This window comes from Burkholderia sp. AcTa6-5 (genome assembly GCF_017815075.1).
Lineage (GTDB): Bacteria > Pseudomonadota > Gammaproteobacteria > Burkholderiales > Burkholderiaceae > Burkholderia > Burkholderia sola.
Genome location: NZ_JAGIQE010000014.1, coordinates 108,768 through 127,023, shown reverse-complemented (window position 1 = coordinate 127,023; position 18,256 = coordinate 108,768). Strand labels below are relative to the sequence as shown.

18 protein-coding genes are annotated in these 18,256 nt (G+C 68.5%); 14 read left to right on the top strand and 4 right to left on the bottom strand.

Translation table 11 applies throughout. The annotated features are described in order from the left end of the window. Positions 1 to 88: 88 nt before the first annotated feature. A complete protein-coding gene (locus J8I33_RS19930; protein WP_209938869.1) occupies positions 89 to 982 on the bottom strand; it encodes an NAD(P)/FAD-dependent oxidoreductase in 894 nt (297 codons plus the stop codon). Between J8I33_RS19930 and J8I33_RS19925 the strand changes: the two genes are divergently transcribed. The 5 genes from J8I33_RS19925 (at position 981) to J8I33_RS19905 (ending at position 6,121) form a co-directional block, all read left to right on the top strand. Continuing rightward, the gene (locus J8I33_RS19925; RefSeq protein WP_050013949.1) at positions 981 to 1,175 is read left to right on the top strand and encodes a hypothetical protein; all 195 of its coding nucleotides are present in this window, start codon (positions 981 to 983) and stop codon (positions 1,173 to 1,175) included. The genes J8I33_RS19930 and J8I33_RS19925 overlap by 2 nt on opposite strands. Before the next feature lie 83 nt (positions 1,176 to 1,258). Next, on the top strand, positions 1,259 to 1,891 hold the full coding sequence (locus J8I33_RS19920; protein WP_209938977.1) for a TetR/AcrR family transcriptional regulator: 633 nt from the start codon (positions 1,259 to 1,261) through the stop codon (positions 1,889 to 1,891). A gap of 298 nt (positions 1,892 to 2,189) precedes the next feature. Then, positions 2,190 to 3,659: a benzaldehyde dehydrogenase gene (locus J8I33_RS19915; RefSeq protein ID WP_209938867.1), complete on the top strand. Its 1,470-nt coding sequence runs from the start codon at positions 2,190 to 2,192 to the stop codon at positions 3,657 to 3,659. A gap of 14 nt (positions 3,660 to 3,673) precedes the next feature. Continuing rightward, positions 3,674 to 4,801: an NAD(P)-dependent alcohol dehydrogenase gene (locus tag J8I33_RS19910; protein ID WP_209938865.1), complete on the top strand. Its 1,128-nt coding sequence runs from the start codon at positions 3,674 to 3,676 to the stop codon at positions 4,799 to 4,801. 150 nt (positions 4,802 to 4,951) lie between these two features. Then, entirely contained in the window at positions 4,952 to 6,121 is a 1,170-nt protein-coding gene (locus tag J8I33_RS19905) for a helix-turn-helix domain-containing protein (protein ID WP_245172251.1), read from the top strand. Positions 6,122 to 6,155: 34 nt separating this feature from the next. Here J8I33_RS19905 and J8I33_RS19900 read toward each other — a convergent pair whose 3' ends face one another. After that, positions 6,156 to 7,340 (bottom strand): sugar transporter, encoded by a 1,185-nt coding sequence (locus tag J8I33_RS19900; RefSeq protein WP_209938851.1) that lies wholly within the window; start codon positions 7,338 to 7,340, stop codon positions 6,156 to 6,158. Between the two features lie 193 nt (positions 7,341 to 7,533). Here J8I33_RS19900 and J8I33_RS19895 point away from each other — a divergent pair, with 193 nt between their 5' ends. The 5 genes from J8I33_RS19895 to J8I33_RS19875 all read left to right on the top strand — a co-directional run bounded on the left by J8I33_RS19895 (position 7,534) and on the right by J8I33_RS19875 (position 12,977). Then, complete coding sequence (locus J8I33_RS19895; protein WP_050013954.1) at positions 7,534 to 8,208, top strand: HAD family hydrolase; 675 nt, start codon at positions 7,534 to 7,536, stop codon at positions 8,206 to 8,208. Positions 8,209 to 8,789: 581 nt separating this feature from the next. Next, positions 8,790 to 9,752, top strand: a complete 963-nt coding sequence (locus tag J8I33_RS19890) for a class I SAM-dependent methyltransferase (protein WP_209938845.1) — start codon at positions 8,790 to 8,792, stop codon at positions 9,750 to 9,752. Positions 9,753 to 9,765: 13 nt separating this feature from the next. Next, entirely contained in the window at positions 9,766 to 10,860 is a 1,095-nt protein-coding gene (locus J8I33_RS19885; RefSeq protein WP_209938843.1) for a methyltransferase type 12, read from the top strand. Between the two features lie 12 nt (positions 10,861 to 10,872). Further along, positions 10,873 to 11,928 carry a Rieske 2Fe-2S domain-containing protein gene (locus J8I33_RS19880; protein ID WP_209924432.1) on the top strand — a complete coding sequence of 352 codons (1,056 nt, stop codon included), beginning with the start codon at positions 10,873 to 10,875 and terminating at the stop codon, positions 11,926 to 11,928. Beyond that, a complete protein-coding gene (locus J8I33_RS19875; RefSeq protein ID WP_209938840.1) occupies positions 11,925 to 12,977 on the top strand; it encodes a Rieske 2Fe-2S domain-containing protein in 1,053 nt (350 codons plus the stop codon). Before J8I33_RS19880 ends, J8I33_RS19875 begins: the two co-directional genes overlap by 4 nt. A 35-nt stretch (positions 12,978 to 13,012) precedes the next feature. Here the strand turns inward: J8I33_RS19875 and J8I33_RS19870 are convergent, their stop codons facing one another. Together J8I33_RS19870 and J8I33_RS19865 are read right to left on the bottom strand one after the other, a co-directional pair. Beyond that, positions 13,013 to 13,720: a succinate dehydrogenase/fumarate reductase iron-sulfur subunit gene (locus J8I33_RS19870; protein ID WP_050013958.1), complete on the bottom strand. Its 708-nt coding sequence runs from the start codon at positions 13,718 to 13,720 to the stop codon at positions 13,013 to 13,015. 91 nt (positions 13,721 to 13,811) lie between these two features. Beyond that, a complete protein-coding gene (locus J8I33_RS19865) occupies positions 13,812 to 14,054 on the bottom strand; it encodes a DUF6566 family protein (RefSeq protein WP_209924435.1) in 243 nt (80 codons plus the stop codon). Positions 14,055 to 14,231: 177 nt separating this feature from the next. Between J8I33_RS19865 and J8I33_RS19860 the strand changes: the two genes are divergently transcribed. From J8I33_RS19860 to J8I33_RS19845, 4 genes are read left to right on the top strand one after another with little or no spacing between them, the layout of a single operon-like run. Continuing rightward, on the top strand, positions 14,232 to 14,927 hold the full coding sequence (locus J8I33_RS19860; protein ID WP_209924436.1) for an MgtC/SapB family protein: 696 nt from the start codon (positions 14,232 to 14,234) through the stop codon (positions 14,925 to 14,927). Beyond that, positions 14,924 to 15,262, top strand: a complete 339-nt coding sequence (locus J8I33_RS19855) for a hypothetical protein (RefSeq protein WP_050013961.1) — start codon at positions 14,924 to 14,926, stop codon at positions 15,260 to 15,262. Before J8I33_RS19860 ends, J8I33_RS19855 begins: the two co-directional genes overlap by 4 nt. Beyond that, a complete protein-coding gene (locus J8I33_RS19850) occupies positions 15,259 to 17,457 on the top strand; it encodes a VTT domain-containing protein (RefSeq protein WP_209938833.1) in 2,199 nt (732 codons plus the stop codon). Before J8I33_RS19855 ends, J8I33_RS19850 begins: the two co-directional genes overlap by 4 nt. Beyond that, positions 17,448 to 18,239, top strand: a complete 792-nt coding sequence (locus tag J8I33_RS19845) for an endonuclease/exonuclease/phosphatase family protein (protein ID WP_209938827.1) — start codon at positions 17,448 to 17,450, stop codon at positions 18,237 to 18,239. The genes J8I33_RS19850 and J8I33_RS19845 overlap by 10 nt, the downstream gene beginning before the upstream one ends. Positions 18,240 to 18,256: the final 17 nt, after the last annotated feature.

Below are 18,256 nucleotides of genomic sequence, written 5' to 3'. Positions count from 1 at the left end.
CCTTGACCCGACGATCCGCCTTTCGCCGCGTCGATCCATGTCGACCTGTTCGAACGCGACGACGCAACGAGAGCAGGAATCCGTGCGCTCAAACCACCATCGACTGCTGGGCGAAGATACCCGCCATCGCGCCCTGCGATGATGCCTGGGTGACCGAGGGCAAGAACGGCGTGGCGAGGTCGCCGGCGGCGTAGATGCCGGGCATGCTGGTTTGGCGGCGCTCGTCGACCGCGAGAACGATGCCGGTAGGCGTATCGACCGTGGCGAGGCCCAGTGATTCGTGCAGGCTGGCGGACGGCTTGTTGCGCGGTTGGGCGAACAGGACGTCGACCGCGACGTTGCGGCACGTGTCGAGATTGACGGTGGCGATATGGCCGTTCTGGTGCGCGATCTCGACGATCCGGCCATCGACGACAGACAGGTTGCGGCGCGCCAGATCGGCCCGGATATCGGGCGCGATGTCATGACCGTCAGTGAAGACCGTCAACGCGTCAGTCCAGTCGCGGAACAGCCTGGCAGACTGGTACGACTGCGGTCCGGACCAGACGAGGCCCCAATGCTGGCCGGCGACTTCAAAGCCGTCGCAATAGGGGCATGGCACGATGGACGTGCCCCAGCTTTCGGCAAAGCCCGGAACCTCAGGCATCTGGTCGGCGACGCCATAGCTCAGGATCAGGCGGCGCGCCCTCAAGCTTTCGTGATCGTCGGTGACGATGCAGAAATCGTCGATCGCGCCAGACACGCTCTCCGCCCGGGCATTGACCAGCTTGATCGTCGGATAGCGCGACAGCTGCTGCCGCGCCTCGACCAGGATGTCGAGCGGCGGCTTGTGATCGTGGCCGAGCAGGCCATGCGAGTGACCGGCAAAGCGATTGCGCGGGCGGCCGGTATCGAGCACGGTGACCTCGCGGCGGGCACGGCCGAGCTGCAGCGCGGCGGCAAGGCCGGCAAAGCTGCCGCCGATGATGATAACGTCATTCATGGTGATGGGCTCCGTGTCCTGGTGGGAGGGGCTGGGCTTGGTGCGCCATATCGTCCAGCGATACGCGCTCCAGACGGGCTGCGAGCAGGGCTTCGGCAACGGCGCGACAGTCGCCGTCACCGTGTTGAACGGCCGGACAATGCCGCTCGATATCGCCGGGCGGCCGGGGAAACTGATTCGGACGACCGGTTGAAACCGACCCTTGGCTTGCCTATTTATGATACTGAATGGTATCCTAATGCACGGATTTGAATACTGTCAAGTACTGAAATGATCGTGACCGAAAACAACCAGGGCCGCCGCGGCCGGCCCGCCAACGACGCGCTTCGCCAGACGATCGTCGACGCCGCCTGCGAACTCTTCGTGGAATTGGGTTTTCAAGCGACGACCATGGACAAGGTCGCCCAGCGCGCGAAGATATCCAAGCTCAGCATCTATCGACACTTCGAGAGCAAGGAGGCGCTGTTCAGCGCGGCCATGGCGGCCCACTGCCAGCAGTTTGCGCCGCAGACCCTGACCGAAGGCATCGCCGGTTCGGCTGAAGATCAGCTCATGGCGGTAGGATCATCGCTGCTTCGCACGCTGTTGAGCCCGGACGTCCGCAGCGTCGAAGCCATGGTTTTGGCCGACAAGACGAATCAAAGATCGTTGAGCAAGCTCCATTACGAAGCGGGGCCCGCCCATGTCATTGCCCAAATCGAGGCCGTGTTGCGTCAGTTGCACGCGAAAGCGATGCTGAACGTACCCGATGCTCACCGGTCCGCCCGCTTGTTTGGCGCGCTCTTCAAAGGATGCGATCTGCTGCTTGTCGCGCGCTTCGACGAGGCGAGCGCACGGAACGACAACGAAATCGAGTCCTATTGCCGGTCGGCCGTCGCCATGTTCATCGCCGCGCACGGCGGCACCTAGCGGTGCGTTGTCGCGGCTTGATGACGAACCCGCAGCAGTTGCAGATGATGTTCGCCCCGGGCAACCGATGGATGATCCGTGGACGACTGACGGGGAGGCCACTGCGCGAGCGCAATGGCCCGACAACTGTTCAATTTCCGCACACGGAATCGCAAACGCGTCCCGATCCACGCGCCTCCCACGCGTGGGAAGAAATCCGGATAGCCCCGCTTCCCCGCGCTTGCCTACCCTCGCGCGCATGCCGATCGACGCCAACCCACGCCCGATCCGGCCGATCCGAATTTCCCCAGGAGCGCAAATGGATAGCAACACCCCCGCACTGTTCGACACCGACATCTGGCGCGGCAAGACCTTCAATGGAAACTGGCACGCCAGCCCGCACGCCGCCGACGTAATCGAACCGGCAACCGGCAACGCGCTCGGCCGCATCGGCGTCGCCGACGCCGCAGCCATCGCCGAAGCATCGGCTACCGCACACCGCACCCAGCCCGCCTGGTTCGCCCTGCCCTACGACGAGCGCGCGGCCGTCCTGCGCCGCGCGGCGGCCATCGCCGAAACGCACTTCGATTCGATCGTCGACTGGCTCGTTCGCGAAAGCGGCTCGACCCGCGCGAAGGCAGCGTTCGAAACGTCGGTCACGATCAAGGCGCTGCACGAAGCAGCCGGGCTGCCGTCGCGCGCGGCCGGCGAAGTACTGCCGTCGGCGGCCGGCCGGCTGTCGCTCGCGCGCCGCCGCCCGCGCGGCGTGGTCGGCGTGATCTCGCCGTTCAATTTCCCGTTGTATCTCGCGATACGCGCGGTCGCGCCGGCGCTCGCGCTCGGCAACGCGGTCGTGCTGAAGCCCGATCCGCGTACCGCCGTGTGCGGCGGCGTCGCGATCGCCCGCGTGTTCGAGCTCGCCGGCCTGCCCGAGGGCGTGCTGCACGTACTGCCCGGCGATGGCGCGGCCGGCGCGGCGCTGGTCGCCGATCCGCACGTCGCGATGATCCAGTTCACCGGCTCCACCGCGGCCGGGCGCAAGGTCGGCGAAGCGGCGGGCCGCCACCTGAAGAAGGTATCGCTCGAACTCGGCGGCAAGAATTCGCTGATCGTGCTCGACGATGCCGACCTCGACCGCGCGGTCGCGAACACCGCCTGGGGCGCGTATCTGCACCAAGGCCAGATCTGCATGGCGACCGGCCGCGTGCTCGTGCAGCGCGCGATTCACGACCGCTTCGTCGCGAAGCTCGTCGAGAAGGCGCGCAGCCTGCGCGTCGGCGACCCGGCCAGCGGCGACGTCGGCCTCGGCCCGCTGATCAACGCCGCGCAACGCGACCATGCGGCGAGCGTGGTCGACGCGGCGCGCCGCGCGGGCGCACGGGTCGAGACGGGCGGCAATCATCGTGGCCTGTTCTTCGAGCCGACCGTGCTGAGCGGCGTCGCGCCGGGCAATCCGGCATTCGACGAGGAGATTTTCGGGCCGGTCGCGATCGTCGTGCCGTTCGATACCGACGAAGACGCGATCGCGCTCGCCAATCAAACCGAATACGGACTGTCGATGGCGATCCTGTCGGCCGACGTCGGCCGCGCGCTGAGGATCGGCGAGCGGTTGAACACCGGGCTGCTGCACATCAACGACCAGACGGTCAACGACGAAGTGATCAATCCGTTCGGCGGCGTCGGCGCATCGGGCAACGGCACGAGCATCGGCGGTGCGGCAAACTGGGAGGAATTCACGCAGTGGCAGTGGCTGACGATCAAGGGCGAAGCGCCGCTGTATCCGATTTGACGAGGAGACCGACCATGTACACCGACAACGATACGCGCGCCGTCACCGCGGCCGTCGCCCGCGCCGCCGGCGCACCCTTCTCGATTGAAGCGGCCCGCATCCGCGCGCCGCGCGGCGACGAGGTATTGGTGCGCGTCGTTGCGACCGGCCTGTGCCATACCGACCTGATCGTGCGCGACCAGTACTACCCGGTGCCGCTGCCGGCCGTGCTCGGTCACGAAGGCGCCGGCGTGGTCGAGGCCGTCGGCCCGAACGTGAAGACGCTCGCCGCGGGCGACCACGTCGTGCTGACCTACGGCGCGTGCGGCCACTGCGCGTCGTGCGTCGGCGGCCACGGCGCGTATTGCCGGCAGTTCTTCGCGCTGAACTTCGGCGGCGCCGACGCCGACGGGCAGACGGCGCTCCGCGACGAAGCCGGACAACCGCTGCACGATCATTTCTTCGCGCAGTCGTCGTTCGCGAGCTACGCGCTCGCCCGCGAGAACAACGCGATCAAGGTGCCGAAGGAAGCGCCGCTCGAACTGCTCGGCCCGCTCGGCTGCGGGATCCAGACCGGCGCGGGCGCGGTGATCAACTCGCTCGCGGTGCGCCCGGGCAGCAGTTTCGCGAGCTTCGGCGCCGGCGCCGTCGGCATGAGCGCCGTGATGGCCGCGCGCATCGCGGGCGCGACGACGATCATCGCGGTCGACATCGTGCCGTCGCGGCTCGCGCTGGCGCTGGAGCTCGGCGCGACGCACGCGATCAACAGCCGGGAAGTCGACGTGGCCGACGCGATCCGCGAGATCACCGGCGGCGGCGTCGACTACGCGCTCGAATCGACCGGGCTGCCGGCGGTGCTGTCGCAAGGAATCGACGCGCTCGGCTCGCGCGGCACGATGGGCGTGGTCGGCGCGCCGAAGCTGGGTACGAAAGCCGAATTCGACGTGAACAGCCTGCTGCTCGGCGGTCACACGATTCGCGGCATCGTCGAAGGCGACAGCGTGCCGCAGACGTTCATTCCGCAGCTCGTGCAGCTGTATCTGCAAGGGCGGTTTCCGTTCGACCGGCTGGTGAAGTTCTATCCGCTCGACCAGATCAACCAGGCGGCGGAAGACAGCAGCAAGGGGATCACGCTCAAGCCGATCCTGCGGTTGCCGCATTGAGCGCAACAGGCGCCGCCGGCAGCACGCGGCGGCGCCTCTTCTCGGGAAAATACCCGGCATCAGGCACCGGGCTATATTACGCATTCGCGCGACACGCCAGGCCGACACGTCTGGCACGGATATCGACCTTGAATGGAGCGCAGCGTGAACATGGCCCCTGAATCCCCTGCACGGCCGGTTGACCTCGACCGGCTCCGCGCCCGCTTCGCCGCGGGCGAGCCGCTGCCGGAAACGGCGTTGCCGGCCAGCGTCGCGCGCTCGTGGCTGCGCTCGCGCGACGCCGGGCTCCGGCCGTGGCAAACCGCCCGCTATGAAATGCAGCGCGAGCGCGACGAATCGCGCGCGGATCGGCGGCTCCATCGCTGCGTCGCGCAGGAAATCGAGCCGCTGTGGGCCGCATTCGGCGGCACCGAATGGACGATCATGTGCGTCAATCCGCACGGCACGATCGTCCATGCGCGGCGCAGCCCGCAATGCGACGACGCGCTGCTGACGCCGATCGTCGCCGGGCGCAGGATCGTCGAGCCGAACATCGGCACGACCGCGCCGAGCTGCGTGATTCACGACGGTAGCGAAGCCATCGTCGCGGGCGCGCAGCATTATCTCCACGAGTTGTCGCGGGTGTTCTGTCTCGCGGTGCCGCTGGTCGGCTTCGACGGCGAAGTGATCGGCGCGCTCGATATCACCGGCATCGGCAGGCGCAACGTCGCGCAACTGCGCGAACCGTTCCGGCACGCGTCGCTCGCCGCCGAGCAGCGGCTCTATGCGATGCTGCGCGACTGCCATCTGTTGCAGGTGCAATTCGATCCGCGCTGGCTCGGCACGCCGCTCGCCGGCGTCATCGCGCTCGACGAAGCGGGCCGCGTGCGCGCGGTGAGCCGCCTGGCCCGCCAGATGCTCGACCTCGCGCCCGCCGGGCCGGCGGCGCCGGTCGATCTCCGGCAACTATTTTCGGGCGCGACGCCCGCGCAGCAGCGCCGGTTGCTGACACCGGCACGCACGCCGCAGCGGATCGCGCGCGACGATGGTAGCCACGTATGGGTGCGCACCGTGCGTGCGCCGCTCGACCGGGCGACGAGGGCGCGTCACGCCGATGTGCTCGAAGACGCGGAGGACGTGTGCAACGCGGCGCCGGCGGGCCGCCCTCACGCCAACGCCAGCCTGCACGAACAATCGCTCGATGCGATCCGGCGCGCGCTCGACGAGCACGACGGCAACGTGTCGGCGGCCGCGCGGCAACTCGGCATTTCACGCACGACGCTGTACGCGAAACTTCGGCAGCGCGATGCGGCGGGGATGGGGTACGACGGGTCGCATTGACGATTCGGGATGAGCCGATCGTCCGGCGATTGCACTAAGCCACTGCCCGCCGTTCATGCAGACGCAACGCGGCCCACGCGACACCGCCCGCGAAGATCGCGACCACGCCGCCGAACGTGCCGATCCACGGCAGCCCGAAATCGCCCGCGATATGGTTGCCGAGCAGCGCGCCGGCGCCGATCCCGACGTTGTACAGCCCAGAGTAGATCGACACGGCGAGGTCGGTCGCCTCCGGCGCCAGTTTCAGCACCCATGCCTGCATCGCCAGCCCGAAACAGACGATCGCGCCGCCCCACACCAGCGTGTGCACGGACAGCGTAACGATGTTCAGCGCGCACGGGAACAGGATCAGCAGGCAGCCCGACAACGCGACGATCGACGCGAGCAGGAAATCGTCGGGCCGGTGCGGATAGACGCGATTGAAGCAGACCGCGGCCGGCAGGCCCGCGACGCCGAACAGGATCAGCACGTACGTGATCCGGCTGTTGCTCGCATGGTTGACGCTCTGCACGAACGGTTCGATATACGTGTACGACGTGAAGTGCGCGGACACGACGAGCACGGTGATCGCGTACAGCGCGACCAGCGCCGGCTTGCGCAGGAACACGCCGATGCTGCTCAGCGACCCGGCGCCCTGGCTCGGCAGCACCGGCAACGTGGCGCGCAGCAACAGCAGCGTGACGCCCGCCGCGCCCGCGATGATCAGGAACGTGACGCGCCAGCCGAACGCCTCGCCGATCACGCGGCCGAGCGGAATCCCGGCCACCATCGCGATCGCGGAGCCCATCGCGATCAGGCTGAGCGCACGGCTCTTGCGGTCGCTCGGCGCGAGCCGCACCGCGAGCGGGATCGAAATCGACCAGAACACCGCATGCGCGCATGCGATGCCGAGCCGGCCGATCATCAGCACCGTGAAATTCCATGCGAAGCCGGTCACGACATGGCTGCCGACGAACACCAGCAGCGCGACACTCAATAGCTTGCGACGCTCGACGTGCCGCGTGACGAAGGTCAGCGGCAACGACACGACCGCGACGGCCCACGCGTAGATCGTCAGCATCAGGCCGACGGCGGTCGGCTGCATCTGCAGGCTGTCGCCGATCGCGCTCAGCAGCGCGACGGGCACGAATTCGGTGGTATTGAAGATGAAGGCGGAAAGCGCGAGGGCCAGAACGCCCCACCACGATTGCTCGGAACTGACGGCGTCGGGGGTTGCCATACGGGGATTCGACGAAGGTTGGGCGCGCGCGGGCGGCCCGCCCGGCGCATCGGCGCGATTGTACCAGCGCCGTTCGACACGCCGCCGCCGCGCGCGGCGCGGGACATGGCGGTGACACGGCCGTGCGCCGATAATGTGACGAATTGGGTTTTGCCGACGATTTGCCCGAATGCCATCGGGCCAGGAGATTCACATGCGCATTGAAACGTCATTTCTGTTCGATCTCGACGGCACGCTCGTCGACAGCGTCTATCAGCACGTCCTCGCGTGGAAGGAAGCGCTCGATGCCGAAGGCATCGAACTGTCGGTGTGGCGCATCCATCGCAAGATCGGGATGAGCGGCGGCCTGTTCCTGAACCAGCTGTTGCGCGAGACGGACGGCGACATCGACGCCGACCGTGTCGAGCGGCTCGCGCGGCTGCACGCCGCTGCGTACCAGCGGCTGCGCGCGCAGGTCCGGCCGCTGCCGGGCGCGCGCGAGCTGCTGGCCGCGCTGTCGAATGCCGGCATTCGCTGGGCGATCGCGACCAGCGGGCGGATGGAAACCGCGGCGATCAACCTCGAGGCGCTCGGCGTCGATCCGGCGAAGAACGTGGTCGTCACGCGCGATCAGGTGAAGTATGCGAAGCCGGACCCCGACCTGTTCCTGACCGCTGCCGCGAAGCTGAACGTGCCGATCGAGCATACGGTGGTGGTCGGCGACAGCATCTGGGACATGCTCGCCGCGAGCCGCTGCCGCGCGCTGGGGGTCGGGCTGCTGGCGGGTGGGTACGGCAGCGACGAACTGGAACGCGCGGGTGCGCTGCGCGTGTACGACGATCCGGCGGATCTGCTGTGGCATCTCGACGAGATTGCCGCGCGGCCGTAGGCGCCGGCGGGTCGGGCCGGCCCGCGTCCGGCCGGGCAGCCGCGCGCGCACGTTCGCGGCGCGACTGCCCCGTTTCGATTCATCGAATCGAAACAATCCAAATCGCCATTGACGATCGCGATTTAAATATTTTTTACCGATGCCCGTTTTCCCGTCTTTTTAAAACAGACGGGAAGATTCTTGAAAAAACGAATCGCCTCTCATATAACGAATACACTTCGCTTCCGGTTCACGATCGCAGTATCCGAATCGTGAAAACGCAAGCGGCATACGGAGCCGAACCGGCCAGCCGGCGCAACCCCGCGTCGCCAGACGTCCCGCGCATGATATGGGGCCTGCATCGCGATACTGCGTCACCGCGCCCTTTCCGCCATTTATTCGGGGTCCTATAAATGCGCACGGATCTTTCGCCTTCATAACGCTTCGACAGAAGCATTACATCGATTCATTCAATCGCACGATCGCACGTGTCGGGGCGCGGAGCATTTTCGCGCCGGCGGTTCGTGAAGGCGTGCGCTCCCGCTCGATCGGCGGGCATTGTTTTGTCCGGTTTGACGGAAATGGACGACGCGAGGATTTCGATGAATCAGATCAGCGAACAGGCAATCGCCGACATGCGCGCGCCGCACCTGGCGCCCGCGCTGCCTATCCGCGTGCTGCACGGCGAAACGGTGAGCGACTACGAGCAGAAAGTGCAGGCGACCTACGCCGGCAGTCCGGACGACTGGCGCAAGGCGATCGGCGAGTACCTGTTGTTTCAGTTCGGCGTCTACGACGATCCGCGCTCCACGCCGCCGATCTCGCTCGATGAATCGGGCATTCGCTACTTCGAACGCCAGCTTCGCCTCGCCGGCTTCGACGACCCCGTTCCCGCACGCGTCGAGCGCATTCTCGACATCGGCTGCGGCTGGGGCTACATCCTCAAGTATCTGGCCGGCCGCTTCCCCGGCTGCATGCGCCTCGACGGTATCAACGTCAGTCGCGAGCAACTCGAGTACTGCGCACGCTTTCATGCGCAGCACGGGCTCGCGGAACGCATCAACCTGTATCAGTGCAACGCGCAGGACGTCGATCGACTGCCCGATCCCGCGGCGCCGTACGATCTCGCGATCATTCGCGGCGTGATCTCGCATTTCCCGAACGCGCTGTACGAAAAAGCCATGCGCGCACTGCATGCGCGCGTGCGCGGCGGCGGGTCGGTGATCATCTCCGATAATCTGTACAACGTCGCACTCAACGAATACGAGTCCGACACGCCGGACGAGATCGACCGGATCGCGTGCAAGCATCGGAAGACGCCCGACTATTTCAGGCAGGTGCTGATCGACGCCGGGTTCGCGATCCGCGACATGCGCGTGCTGCCGTCGAACATCGACGTGGCGCGCTGGCTGATGGACGCCAAGGCCAACATCGACCGCCATTTCCCGCACCGCGCGCCAGACACGCTGGAAGAATTGCGCGTGCTCGCCGAAAACTGGTCCGTCGCGCTGATCAAGAACAAGGTATCGACCTACAGCATCGTCGCGGTCAAACCGGACGCGTAACCCGGAGAGCCGCATGCAAGCATCCGGAACGCCGCACGCCGACAGCGCCCCGCCGAGCGCGACGCACACGCTGGTGCTGCCGCTGCCGCGGCTCTCGCTGCCCGTTGCCCGGCACCCGCGGCACGCAGCGATCGAGCAGCAGCTCGCGATCGACGACTATCCGACCATCCTGCGGCACTATCGCAGCGACGCGGCGGCACGCCGTTTTCTCGCGCAGCGCATTCCCGCGTATGGCAGCCTGTGCTACCCGAATGCGCGGCCCGATCGCGTGTACACGATTCATCGCATGATGAACGTCACGACGCTGATGGACGACGCGTTCACGCATCTGGCGCGCACCGGCGACCAGGCGGGGCTCGACACGTTGCGTGATCATTTTCTGGCGGCCGTCGACGGCACGCCGCCGCCGGCCGATGTGCCCGCCGCGCGACTGCTGCACGACACGCTGTGCTTGATGCGCACCCGGTGCGACGCGCGCCCGGCCTTCTGGCAGCGCTTCGTCGAATGCATCCGCGACCAGATCCGTACGCAGGCCGATCCGACGGCGACCGACGCATCGCGCCTGTCGCTCGACGACTATCTGGCGTTTCGCCGCGTCGAGGGCTTCGGCCACTGGATCACGCTGCTCACCGAATACGCGCTCGACATCGACATGGAGCAGCGCCTCGCGCAACACGCGGCGCTGGCCGACGCACGGGACAGGACGATCGATTCGGTGATCCTCGTCAACGACCTGTTTTCGTTTCGCAAGGAACGCTCCGCGCACGAGCGATTCAATGCCGTCTGGATCCTGATGCGCGTCGAGCAGTTGAACGTGCAGGCGGCGCTCGACCGGCTCGCGGCACTCTGCACGTCGAACGAGGGCCGCCTGATCGACGCGCGCGAAGCGGTCGCGACCGGCGCGCTGGCGGACGACCCCGACGCGCAGGCCTACGTGACGGAGCTGGGCTACATGAGCGCGGGCAACGCGGAATTTCACGCGTTCAGCACCCGCTACCACGGCGACGATCTCGGCGGCGGCCGCTTCGCCGGCGGCGAAGTCGCGATGACGCCACTGCCGACGCTCGAGGAAATCGCGGCGGCGGACCGGCATGCTTCGCCCCGATGACTGGAGACGCGCATGCACGCATCGATCCCTGTTGTGCCCGAACCCGCGGCCGCTTCCCGACATCGCTATCCGGACGGCTGGTTCGCGCTGGCCTACAGCCGCGACGTCAAACGCGGCGCACTCGTCGTCACGCGCTTCATGGGCGAGGACGTCGTGCTGTATCGAACGGCATCCGGCCTGATTCGCGCGGTCGCGCCGCATTGCCCGCATCTCGGCGCGCATCTCGGGCATGGCGGCGTCGTGCGCGGCGAGGAGATCGTGTGCCCGTTCCATCACCTCGCGTTCGCGCCGGACGGCACCTGCGTGCGCGCCGGGCGCGACGGCAAGCCGCCTGCCACCGCGCTGCGGCAGCGCCACGTGTGCGAATGGAACGGCCTCGTGCTCGCATGGCAGGACCGTACGGGCGCGCCGCCGTCGTGGTCGCTGCCCGAACTCGACCTCGACGGCTATTCGCGGCCGCGCGGCCAGTGCCACACGCTGAACGGCAGCCTGCAGAATCCGGCCGAGAACGGCGTCGACGTCAACCATTTCAGCCCCGTGCACGGGTGGTCGAATCCGGTGCTCGAGCCGCCGCAAGCCGATGGCCACCGGATGACGATGCGCTCGACGCTCGTGCTGCTCGGCCAACGGCTGCTGCTGGATATCACGATGCACGGCCTGGGCTGCATGGCCGCGCGCATGGAACTGCCGGACCTCGGGCTGCATGCGCGGGTCGTGCTGTTCCCGACGCAGATCGAAGCCGATCGCTGGACCTGCCGCGAATTCGTGGCGCTGCGCGTCGAGCGCGCGTCGGCGTGGCCGTCGCCGCTGCGCCGGGCGCTGCACGAGACACTCGTGAGCGCCGCGTACCGGTTGTGGTTCGTGCCGCAATTCAAGCGCGACCTGCGCATCTGGGATCACCGCGACTACGACGCGCGCCCGACGTTGATGGCGGGCGAGATGCCGATCATGACGTTCCGGCGCTGGGCCGCGCAGTTCTACCCGGCTTCCGGCGGCGACGCGCCTGACGGACAACGCGACGCCGTGCCGGCGGCTGTCGCGCACGCCGATCGGGAATTCGCGCGATGAACGCCGTGCCAATGCAGGAGCGCGCGATGCATGCAACCGGCCCCGTCGACGAAACCGCGCCGCTGCCCTATCCGGACGGATGGTTCGCGCTGTGTTTCAGCCGCGAGTTGAAGCGCGGCACCGTGCTCACGACGCCTTTCATGGGACGCGATGTCGTGCTGTACCGGACGGCATCGGGCGTCGCGTGCGCGGTCGACGCGTATTGCCCGCACCAGGGCGCGCATCTGGGCCACGGCGGCGTGGTCGACGGCGAGCAGATCGTCTGTCCGTTCCATCACTACGCGTATGGCCCCGACGGCCGGCGCACCACCGCCGGCTGCACGAAGGGCGGGCAGGCGCTGACGCTTCGCACCCGGCACGTGCGCGAATGGAACGGCTTCGTGTTCGTGTGGCAGAACGCCGACGGCCTCGCGCCGACGTGGGAACTGCCGGAAGTCGACATGACCGGCTTCTCGGCGCCCGTCGGTCAGGCTTTCACGCTGCGCGGCGTGATGCAGAACCTGCCCGAAAACGGTTACGACCTCGAACACTTTGGCGCGCTGCATCGCTGGAAGGACATGAAGCCGCATGCGCCCGTGATCGACGGCCCGCGCATTTCGATGCAGGTGGACATGGCATGGAAGAACATCAAATGGAGCACGCTGATCGGCGTTCATGGGCTCGGCTGCGTGTCGTCCGACCATGAAATGAAGGCGATCGGCCTCGAAGCGAAGATCTTCGCGTGCGGCGTACAGATCGCGCCGCTGCGCTGGACCTTCCGGGACGGTATCTCGTTCCGCTTTTCGTGGCTGTCGCGGTGGCCGGCGCCGTTGCAGCGAATCGTCTACGCCGCGCTCGGCCGGTTGCTGCATCGACTGTGGCTGGTGCCGGTGTTCAAGGAAGACATCATGGTGTGGAGCCATCGCGACTACACGGGCTACGGGACACCGGTCGCAGGCGACGGACCGTATCCGGTGTTTCAGCGCTGGGCGCGGCAGTTCTATCCGGCCGAGGGTCGCGCAGCGGCGCAACGGCGTGCCGCGCATGTGGACGCGTTCGTCGAGAAATAGCGGGAGCCGGCGGTTCCGCTTCGGGATGCTTTGCGCTAAACCGTCCGCCTAACCAACATCGTCCGTATCTCCGAAATCGCCTTAGTCGGATTCAGCCCCTTCGGGCACACGTCCGTGCAGTTCATGATCGTCCGGCAGCGGAACAGCCGGTACGGATCCTCCAGATCGTCCAGCCGCTCCGCCGTCGCCAGATCGCGCGAATCGGCGATGAACCGGTACGCCTGCAGCAGCCCGGCCGGCCCGACGAACTTGTCCGGGTTCCACCAGTAGCTCGGGCACGACGTCGAACAGCACGCGCACAGAATGCATTCGTACAGCCCGTCGAGCTGATCGCGCTCTTCCGGCGATTGCAGCCGCTCGCGCGCGGGCGGCGTCGTGTCGTTGATCAGGTATGGCCGGATCGAGTGGTACTGGTTGAAGAAGTCGGTCATGTCGACGATCAAATCGCGCACCACCGGCAGCCCCGGCAACGGCCGCAGCACGATCTCGCGCGGCAGCGTCTGCATGTTGGTCAGGCACGCGAGGCCGTTCTTGCCGTTGATGTTCATCGCGTCGGACCCGCAGATCCCCTCGCGGCAGGAACGGCGATACGCGAGCGTCTCGTCGTCGCGTTTCACGCGGCCGAGCACGTCGAGCAGCATGCGGTCGTCCGGATTCACGTCGATCTCGTAGCGCTGCAGATACGGCTGCGCGTCGCGATCGGGGTCGTAGCGGTAGATATGCAGGGTACGCGGATCGCTCATCGGTTCCTCCCGGCGCGGGCCGGCATGGGTGGGTTGACGAGATGCTGCGGGGCGGCTGTCGCGGCCTGCGGCGCCGCAAGCGCCATGCCGGTCAGTCGTCGTCCACGCGCTTGTCGATCAGATAGCGGCCGCGTTCCAGCCCCGCGCGCAGCGCCTCGACCTCGGTCAGCCATTCGGTACCGGCGGCCGCCGGTACCGTCAACTCGATGCGCGCCCCATTGACGTACACCTGAACCTCGTCGCGCCATGCGCCCTGTTCGTTGGGTCGCGCCCAGACGAGGATTTCGTGGCCGCGATACGGGTCCCGAACCTGTGCGTCCTGTTGATGTGCCACGGTGGCCTCCTGTCTTATCTGCGATGGCGATGAAAAAAATGCGCGCCGCATGATCGCCGTGCGCGCCGCCGGCCTCGTGCGCACGCGCCGTGCCCGGCCGGCACGCTGCTTGCGTCCCTTTTCCGCATCGAACTATTACCGCGCCCGCCTCACGCAGGGCCGGATGGGATGCACATCATGATCGGCCACCTCGAATTGCTGGGACGCCTGCTGCTGGCCGCGCTGCTCGGCAGCGTGATCGGGCTCGAACGCGAACGCCTGAACTGGGCCGCCGGGCTGCGCACGCACATGCTCGTATGCGTGGGCTCCGCGCTCGTGATGCTGGTGTCGACGTTCGGCTTCGAGGACGTGCGCGGGCAAAACGGCGTCGTGGTCGATCCGTCGCGGGTCGCCGCGCAGGTCGTGTCCGGCATCGGCTTTCTCGGCGCGGGCTCGATCCTGCTGCGCGGCGAAGTGGTGCGCGGGCTGACGACGGCCGCGAGCCTGTGGGCGGTGGCCGGCGTCGGGCTCGCCGCGGGCGGCGGCATGGTGGTTGCGTCGGTCGGCGCGACGGCGATCGTGCTCGCGATCCTCGCGGGCGTGAAGCCGCTCGAGCGCCGCTTCATCGCGCAGCGCCAGCAGCGCACGCTGCTGCTCGTGGCGGAACGCGGCGGCCTGACGCTCGGCACGCTGCACGAGGCGCTCGGCCCCGGCCGCGTGCGCGTGAAACGGTTCATCGTCCAGCAGTCGGACGACGATCCGGACACCGACGACATCTCCGTCTCGTTCTCGCGCACGAGCGGGCCGGAATTCGCGGCGATCTGCGAAACGCTGCAAAACATCGCGTGCGTACGGACCTGTCAACCCGACACCTCGTCAAGGAGTTTCGTGTGACCCAGACCGACCTGCTCTCCTATCTCGTGACGAGCCAGCTCGCTGCCCGCATGCGCGGCGGCGCGTGGCTCACGACCAGCCAGCTGGTCGGCGCGTTGCGCGCGTGGCTCGCGTGCCGGCACGCCGACTGCGAGTGGCTCGACCGGATCAGGATCGCGCACGCGTCGGCGACGATCGCGCAGGAGATCTACGACATCGCGATCACGCACGGCGACCCGCAGAGCGGCGAACGCGTGCGGCTCGACGCGCATTCGCCGGAATTGCAGGCGCTGCGCGCGCGCTGCGACGCGCTGTTGCAGCGGATCGACGGCGACCGGGACGTCGGCGCACGATGATCGTGGCGGACCGCGTGACCCGCGCCGACGACCGGCGCGTCGCCCCCGCGCCGGCGAACGCCCCTTCGCGGCACGGCCTGCTCGAACGCGGGCGCAACTGCGACACGATCCGCCACGCGGGCCGCTTCGCGATGCTGGTCGACGGCGACGCGTACTTCTCGACGCTGCGCGCCGCGCTGCTGCGCGCGCGCCATACGGTGTTCATCGTCGGCTGGGACGTGGACAGCCGGATGCGGCTCGCGCCGGGCGGCGCCGACGACACGCTGCCCGATACGCTCGCGGCCTTCCTGCACGCGCTCGCGTCCGCCCGCCACAACCTGCGCATCTACGTGCTCGCGTGGGATTTCGCGATGATCTACGCGCTGGAGCGCGACTGGCCGCCCGTGTATCGGGCGGGCTGGCGCGCGCATCGCGGCATCCGGTTCCGGCTCGACGATGCGCACCCGCGCGGCGCGTCGCATCACCAGAAGCTCGTCGTGATCGACGACCGGCTCGCGTTCGTCGGCGGCCTCGACCTGACGCGCGCCCGCTGGGACACGCCCGCGCATGCGGCCGACGACCCGCGCCGCCGCGACGAGCACGGCATGCCGTACGGGCCGTTCCACGACGTGCACGCGATGTTCGACGGCGACGCGGCCGCCGCGATCGGCGAACAGGCACGTGCCCGCTGGCTGCAGGCGTGCGGGCGTCCGATCGCGATCCGCGCGCAGCGGCATCTCGACCGGCCGGACGACCCCGATCCGTGGCCGCCCGACGCGCGCGTCGACGTACGCGACGTGCGGCTCGGCATCGCGTATACGGCGCCGCGTCACGGCGGCCGCGAGCCGGTCACCCAGGTGCGCGCGCTCGTCGAGGACACGATCCGCGCCGCGCAGCGGCACCTGTATGTCGAGAACCAGTACTTCACCGCGGCGGTGGTGCGCGAAGCGTTGTCCGCGCGCCTCGCCGACGCGCACGGGCCGGACGTGACGGTCGTCGCGCCGCGCGTGCAGAGCGGCTGGCTGCAGGAAGCGACGATGGGCGTGCTGCGCGCGCGGCTGCACGCGACGCTCGCGTCGGCCGACCGCTTCGACCGCTACCGGCTGCTGTATCCGCACGTCGACGGGCTCGGCGACGGGTGCGTGAACGTGCACAGCAAGGTCGCGATCGTCGACGACGAATGCATCGTGATCGGCAGCGCGAACCTCAATAACCGCTCCATGGTGCTCGACACCGAATGCTGCATCGCGCTGGTCGCGGCCGGCGATGCCCGCGTTCGCGCGGCGATCGCCGGCATGCGCGAGCGGCTGCTGGCCGAGCACCTCGGTACGACGCCCGCGGCGGTGGCCGACGCGTTCGCGGGCGGAGAACGGCCGAACGTCGTGCTCGACCGGCTGCGCGCGAAACCGGGCCGCACGCTGCGCACGCTCGACCCGGCCGTGTCGCCGCAGTTCGAGGCGCTCGTGCCGGTCAGCGCGCGGCTCGATCCCGAGCAGCCGATCGAGCCGGACCGGTTCGTCCGCGAATTCGTGCCGCACGAGCAGCATCGCACGCTGACCGCGCGCTTTTTCGTGCTGGGCGCGGTGGTGCTCGCGATCGCCGCGCTCGCGCTCGCGTGGCGTTTCACGCCGCTGGGCGCGCACCTGAACGTCGCGTCGCTGTCGCACGCGGTGGCCGGCATCGCGCGGCTGCCGGGCGCGCCGGTGCTGCTGCTCGCGGCCTACGTGATCGCCGCGACCTTCGCGGTGCCGATCACGCTGCTGATCGCCGCGACGGGGCTCGTGTTCGGCGCGTGGCCGGGCTTCGCGTATGCGGGCGTCGGCTCGATGGCGGCCGCCGCCGCGACCTACGCGCTCGGCCGCTGGCTCGGGCGCGACGCGGTGCGCCGGCTCGCCGGCGCGCGCGCGAACCGGCTGAGCGAGCACATCGGCCGGCGCGGCGTGGTCGCGATGGCCGTGCTGCGGCTGCTGCCGATCGCGCCGTTCACCGTCGTGAACCTCGTCGCCGGCGCATCGCACATCGGGCTGCGCGACTACCTGATCGGCACCGCGCTCGGGATGCTGCCCGGCATCGTGCTGACCGTCACGTTCGCGCATCAGCTGACCGCCGCGCTCAGCCATCCGGGGCCCGGCGCGTTCGCGTGGCTCGCGGCGATCGGCCTCGCGCTGGTCGGCGTGTCGATCCTGCTGGTGAGGGTGCTGCGACGATGGCGCTGAGCCAAGACCCGGCCCCGCCGCCGCACGTCGTCACCGCCGACGCGGCGCCCGCCGCCGCGCCGGGCGGGCGCGACCTGCGGATCGCGACCTACAACATTCACGGCGGCCACGGCGCGTGGCCGGCGCGCGCGGTCGACCGGATCGCGGCCGTGATCGACGAACTCGACGCGGACGTGATCGCGCTGCAGGAAGTGCCGCTCGGCGGCACGCGTGTGCCGGACGTGCTCGCGCACCTGCGCGACGCGACCGGCATGCACGCGGTGGCCGGCCCGACGATCGATACGCCGGAGCGCCGCTACGGCAACGCGGTGCTGTCGCGCTGCCCGATCCGCGCGGCGCGCACGCTCGACCTGTCGTTCCACCCGCGCGAGCCGCGCGGCGCGCTCGACGCCGACATCGATTGCAGCGCGGGCCCGATCCGCGTGGTCGCGACGCATCTCGGGCTGTCGGCGAGCGAACGCAGCGCGCAGGTGCAGCGGCTGCTCGCGGCGTTCGACACGGGCGCGATGCCGGTGATCCTGCTCGGCGACATCAACGAATGGTTCGTGCGCGGCCGCGCGCTGCAGGCGCTCGTCACGCGGTTCCGGCGCGCGCCGGCGCCGCGCACGTTTCCGACCGTGTGGCCGGTGTTCTCGCTGGACCGGATCTGGATTCATCCGGGCGAGCTGCTGGTCGACGTGGTCGTGCATCGCAGCGCGCGGGCGCGGCACGCGTCGGATCACTATCCGCTCGTTGCACGGATGCGCACGACGCCGGCAACGGGCACGTCGCTTGCGCGCTGAGCCTTTTTTCGATCCGA

Excerpts from the sequence above, each read along its gene's own strand:
- J8I33_RS19850 (WP_209938833.1), top strand. The coding sequence starts at position 15,259 with ATGATCGTGGCGGACCGCGTGACCCGCGCCGACGACCGGCGCGTCGCC.
- J8I33_RS19880 (WP_209924432.1), top strand. The coding sequence starts at position 10,873 with ATGCACGCATCGATCCCTGTTGTGCCCGAACCCGCGGCCGCTTCCCGA.
- J8I33_RS19845 (WP_209938827.1), top strand. The coding sequence starts at position 17,448 with ATGGCGCTGAGCCAAGACCCGGCCCCGCCGCCGCACGTCGTCACCGCC.
- J8I33_RS19895 (WP_050013954.1), top strand. The coding sequence starts at position 7,534 with ATGCGCATTGAAACGTCATTTCTGTTCGATCTCGACGGCACGCTCGTC.
- J8I33_RS19885 (WP_209938843.1), top strand. The coding sequence starts at position 9,766 with ATGCAAGCATCCGGAACGCCGCACGCCGACAGCGCCCCGCCGAGCGCG.
- J8I33_RS19875 (WP_209938840.1), top strand. The coding sequence starts at position 11,925 with ATGAACGCCGTGCCAATGCAGGAGCGCGCGATGCATGCAACCGGCCCC.
- J8I33_RS19915 (WP_209938867.1), top strand. The coding sequence starts at position 2,190 with ATGGATAGCAACACCCCCGCACTGTTCGACACCGACATCTGGCGCGGC.
- J8I33_RS19900 (WP_209938851.1), bottom strand. The coding sequence starts at position 7,340 with ATGGCAACCCCCGACGCCGTCAGTTCCGAGCAATCGTGGTGGGGCGTT.
- J8I33_RS19905 (WP_245172251.1), top strand. The coding sequence starts at position 4,952 with ATGGCCCCTGAATCCCCTGCACGGCCGGTTGACCTCGACCGGCTCCGC.
- J8I33_RS19860 (WP_209924436.1), top strand. The coding sequence starts at position 14,232 with ATGATCGGCCACCTCGAATTGCTGGGACGCCTGCTGCTGGCCGCGCTG.
- J8I33_RS19930 (WP_209938869.1), bottom strand. The coding sequence starts at position 982 with ATGAATGACGTTATCATCATCGGCGGCAGCTTTGCCGGCCTTGCCGCC.
- J8I33_RS19925 (WP_050013949.1), top strand. The coding sequence starts at position 981 with ATGGTGATGGGCTCCGTGTCCTGGTGGGAGGGGCTGGGCTTGGTGCGC.
- J8I33_RS19890 (WP_209938845.1), top strand. The coding sequence starts at position 8,790 with ATGAATCAGATCAGCGAACAGGCAATCGCCGACATGCGCGCGCCGCAC.
- J8I33_RS19910 (WP_209938865.1), top strand. The coding sequence starts at position 3,674 with ATGTACACCGACAACGATACGCGCGCCGTCACCGCGGCCGTCGCCCGC.
- J8I33_RS19870 (WP_050013958.1), bottom strand. The coding sequence starts at position 13,720 with ATGAGCGATCCGCGTACCCTGCATATCTACCGCTACGACCCCGATCGC.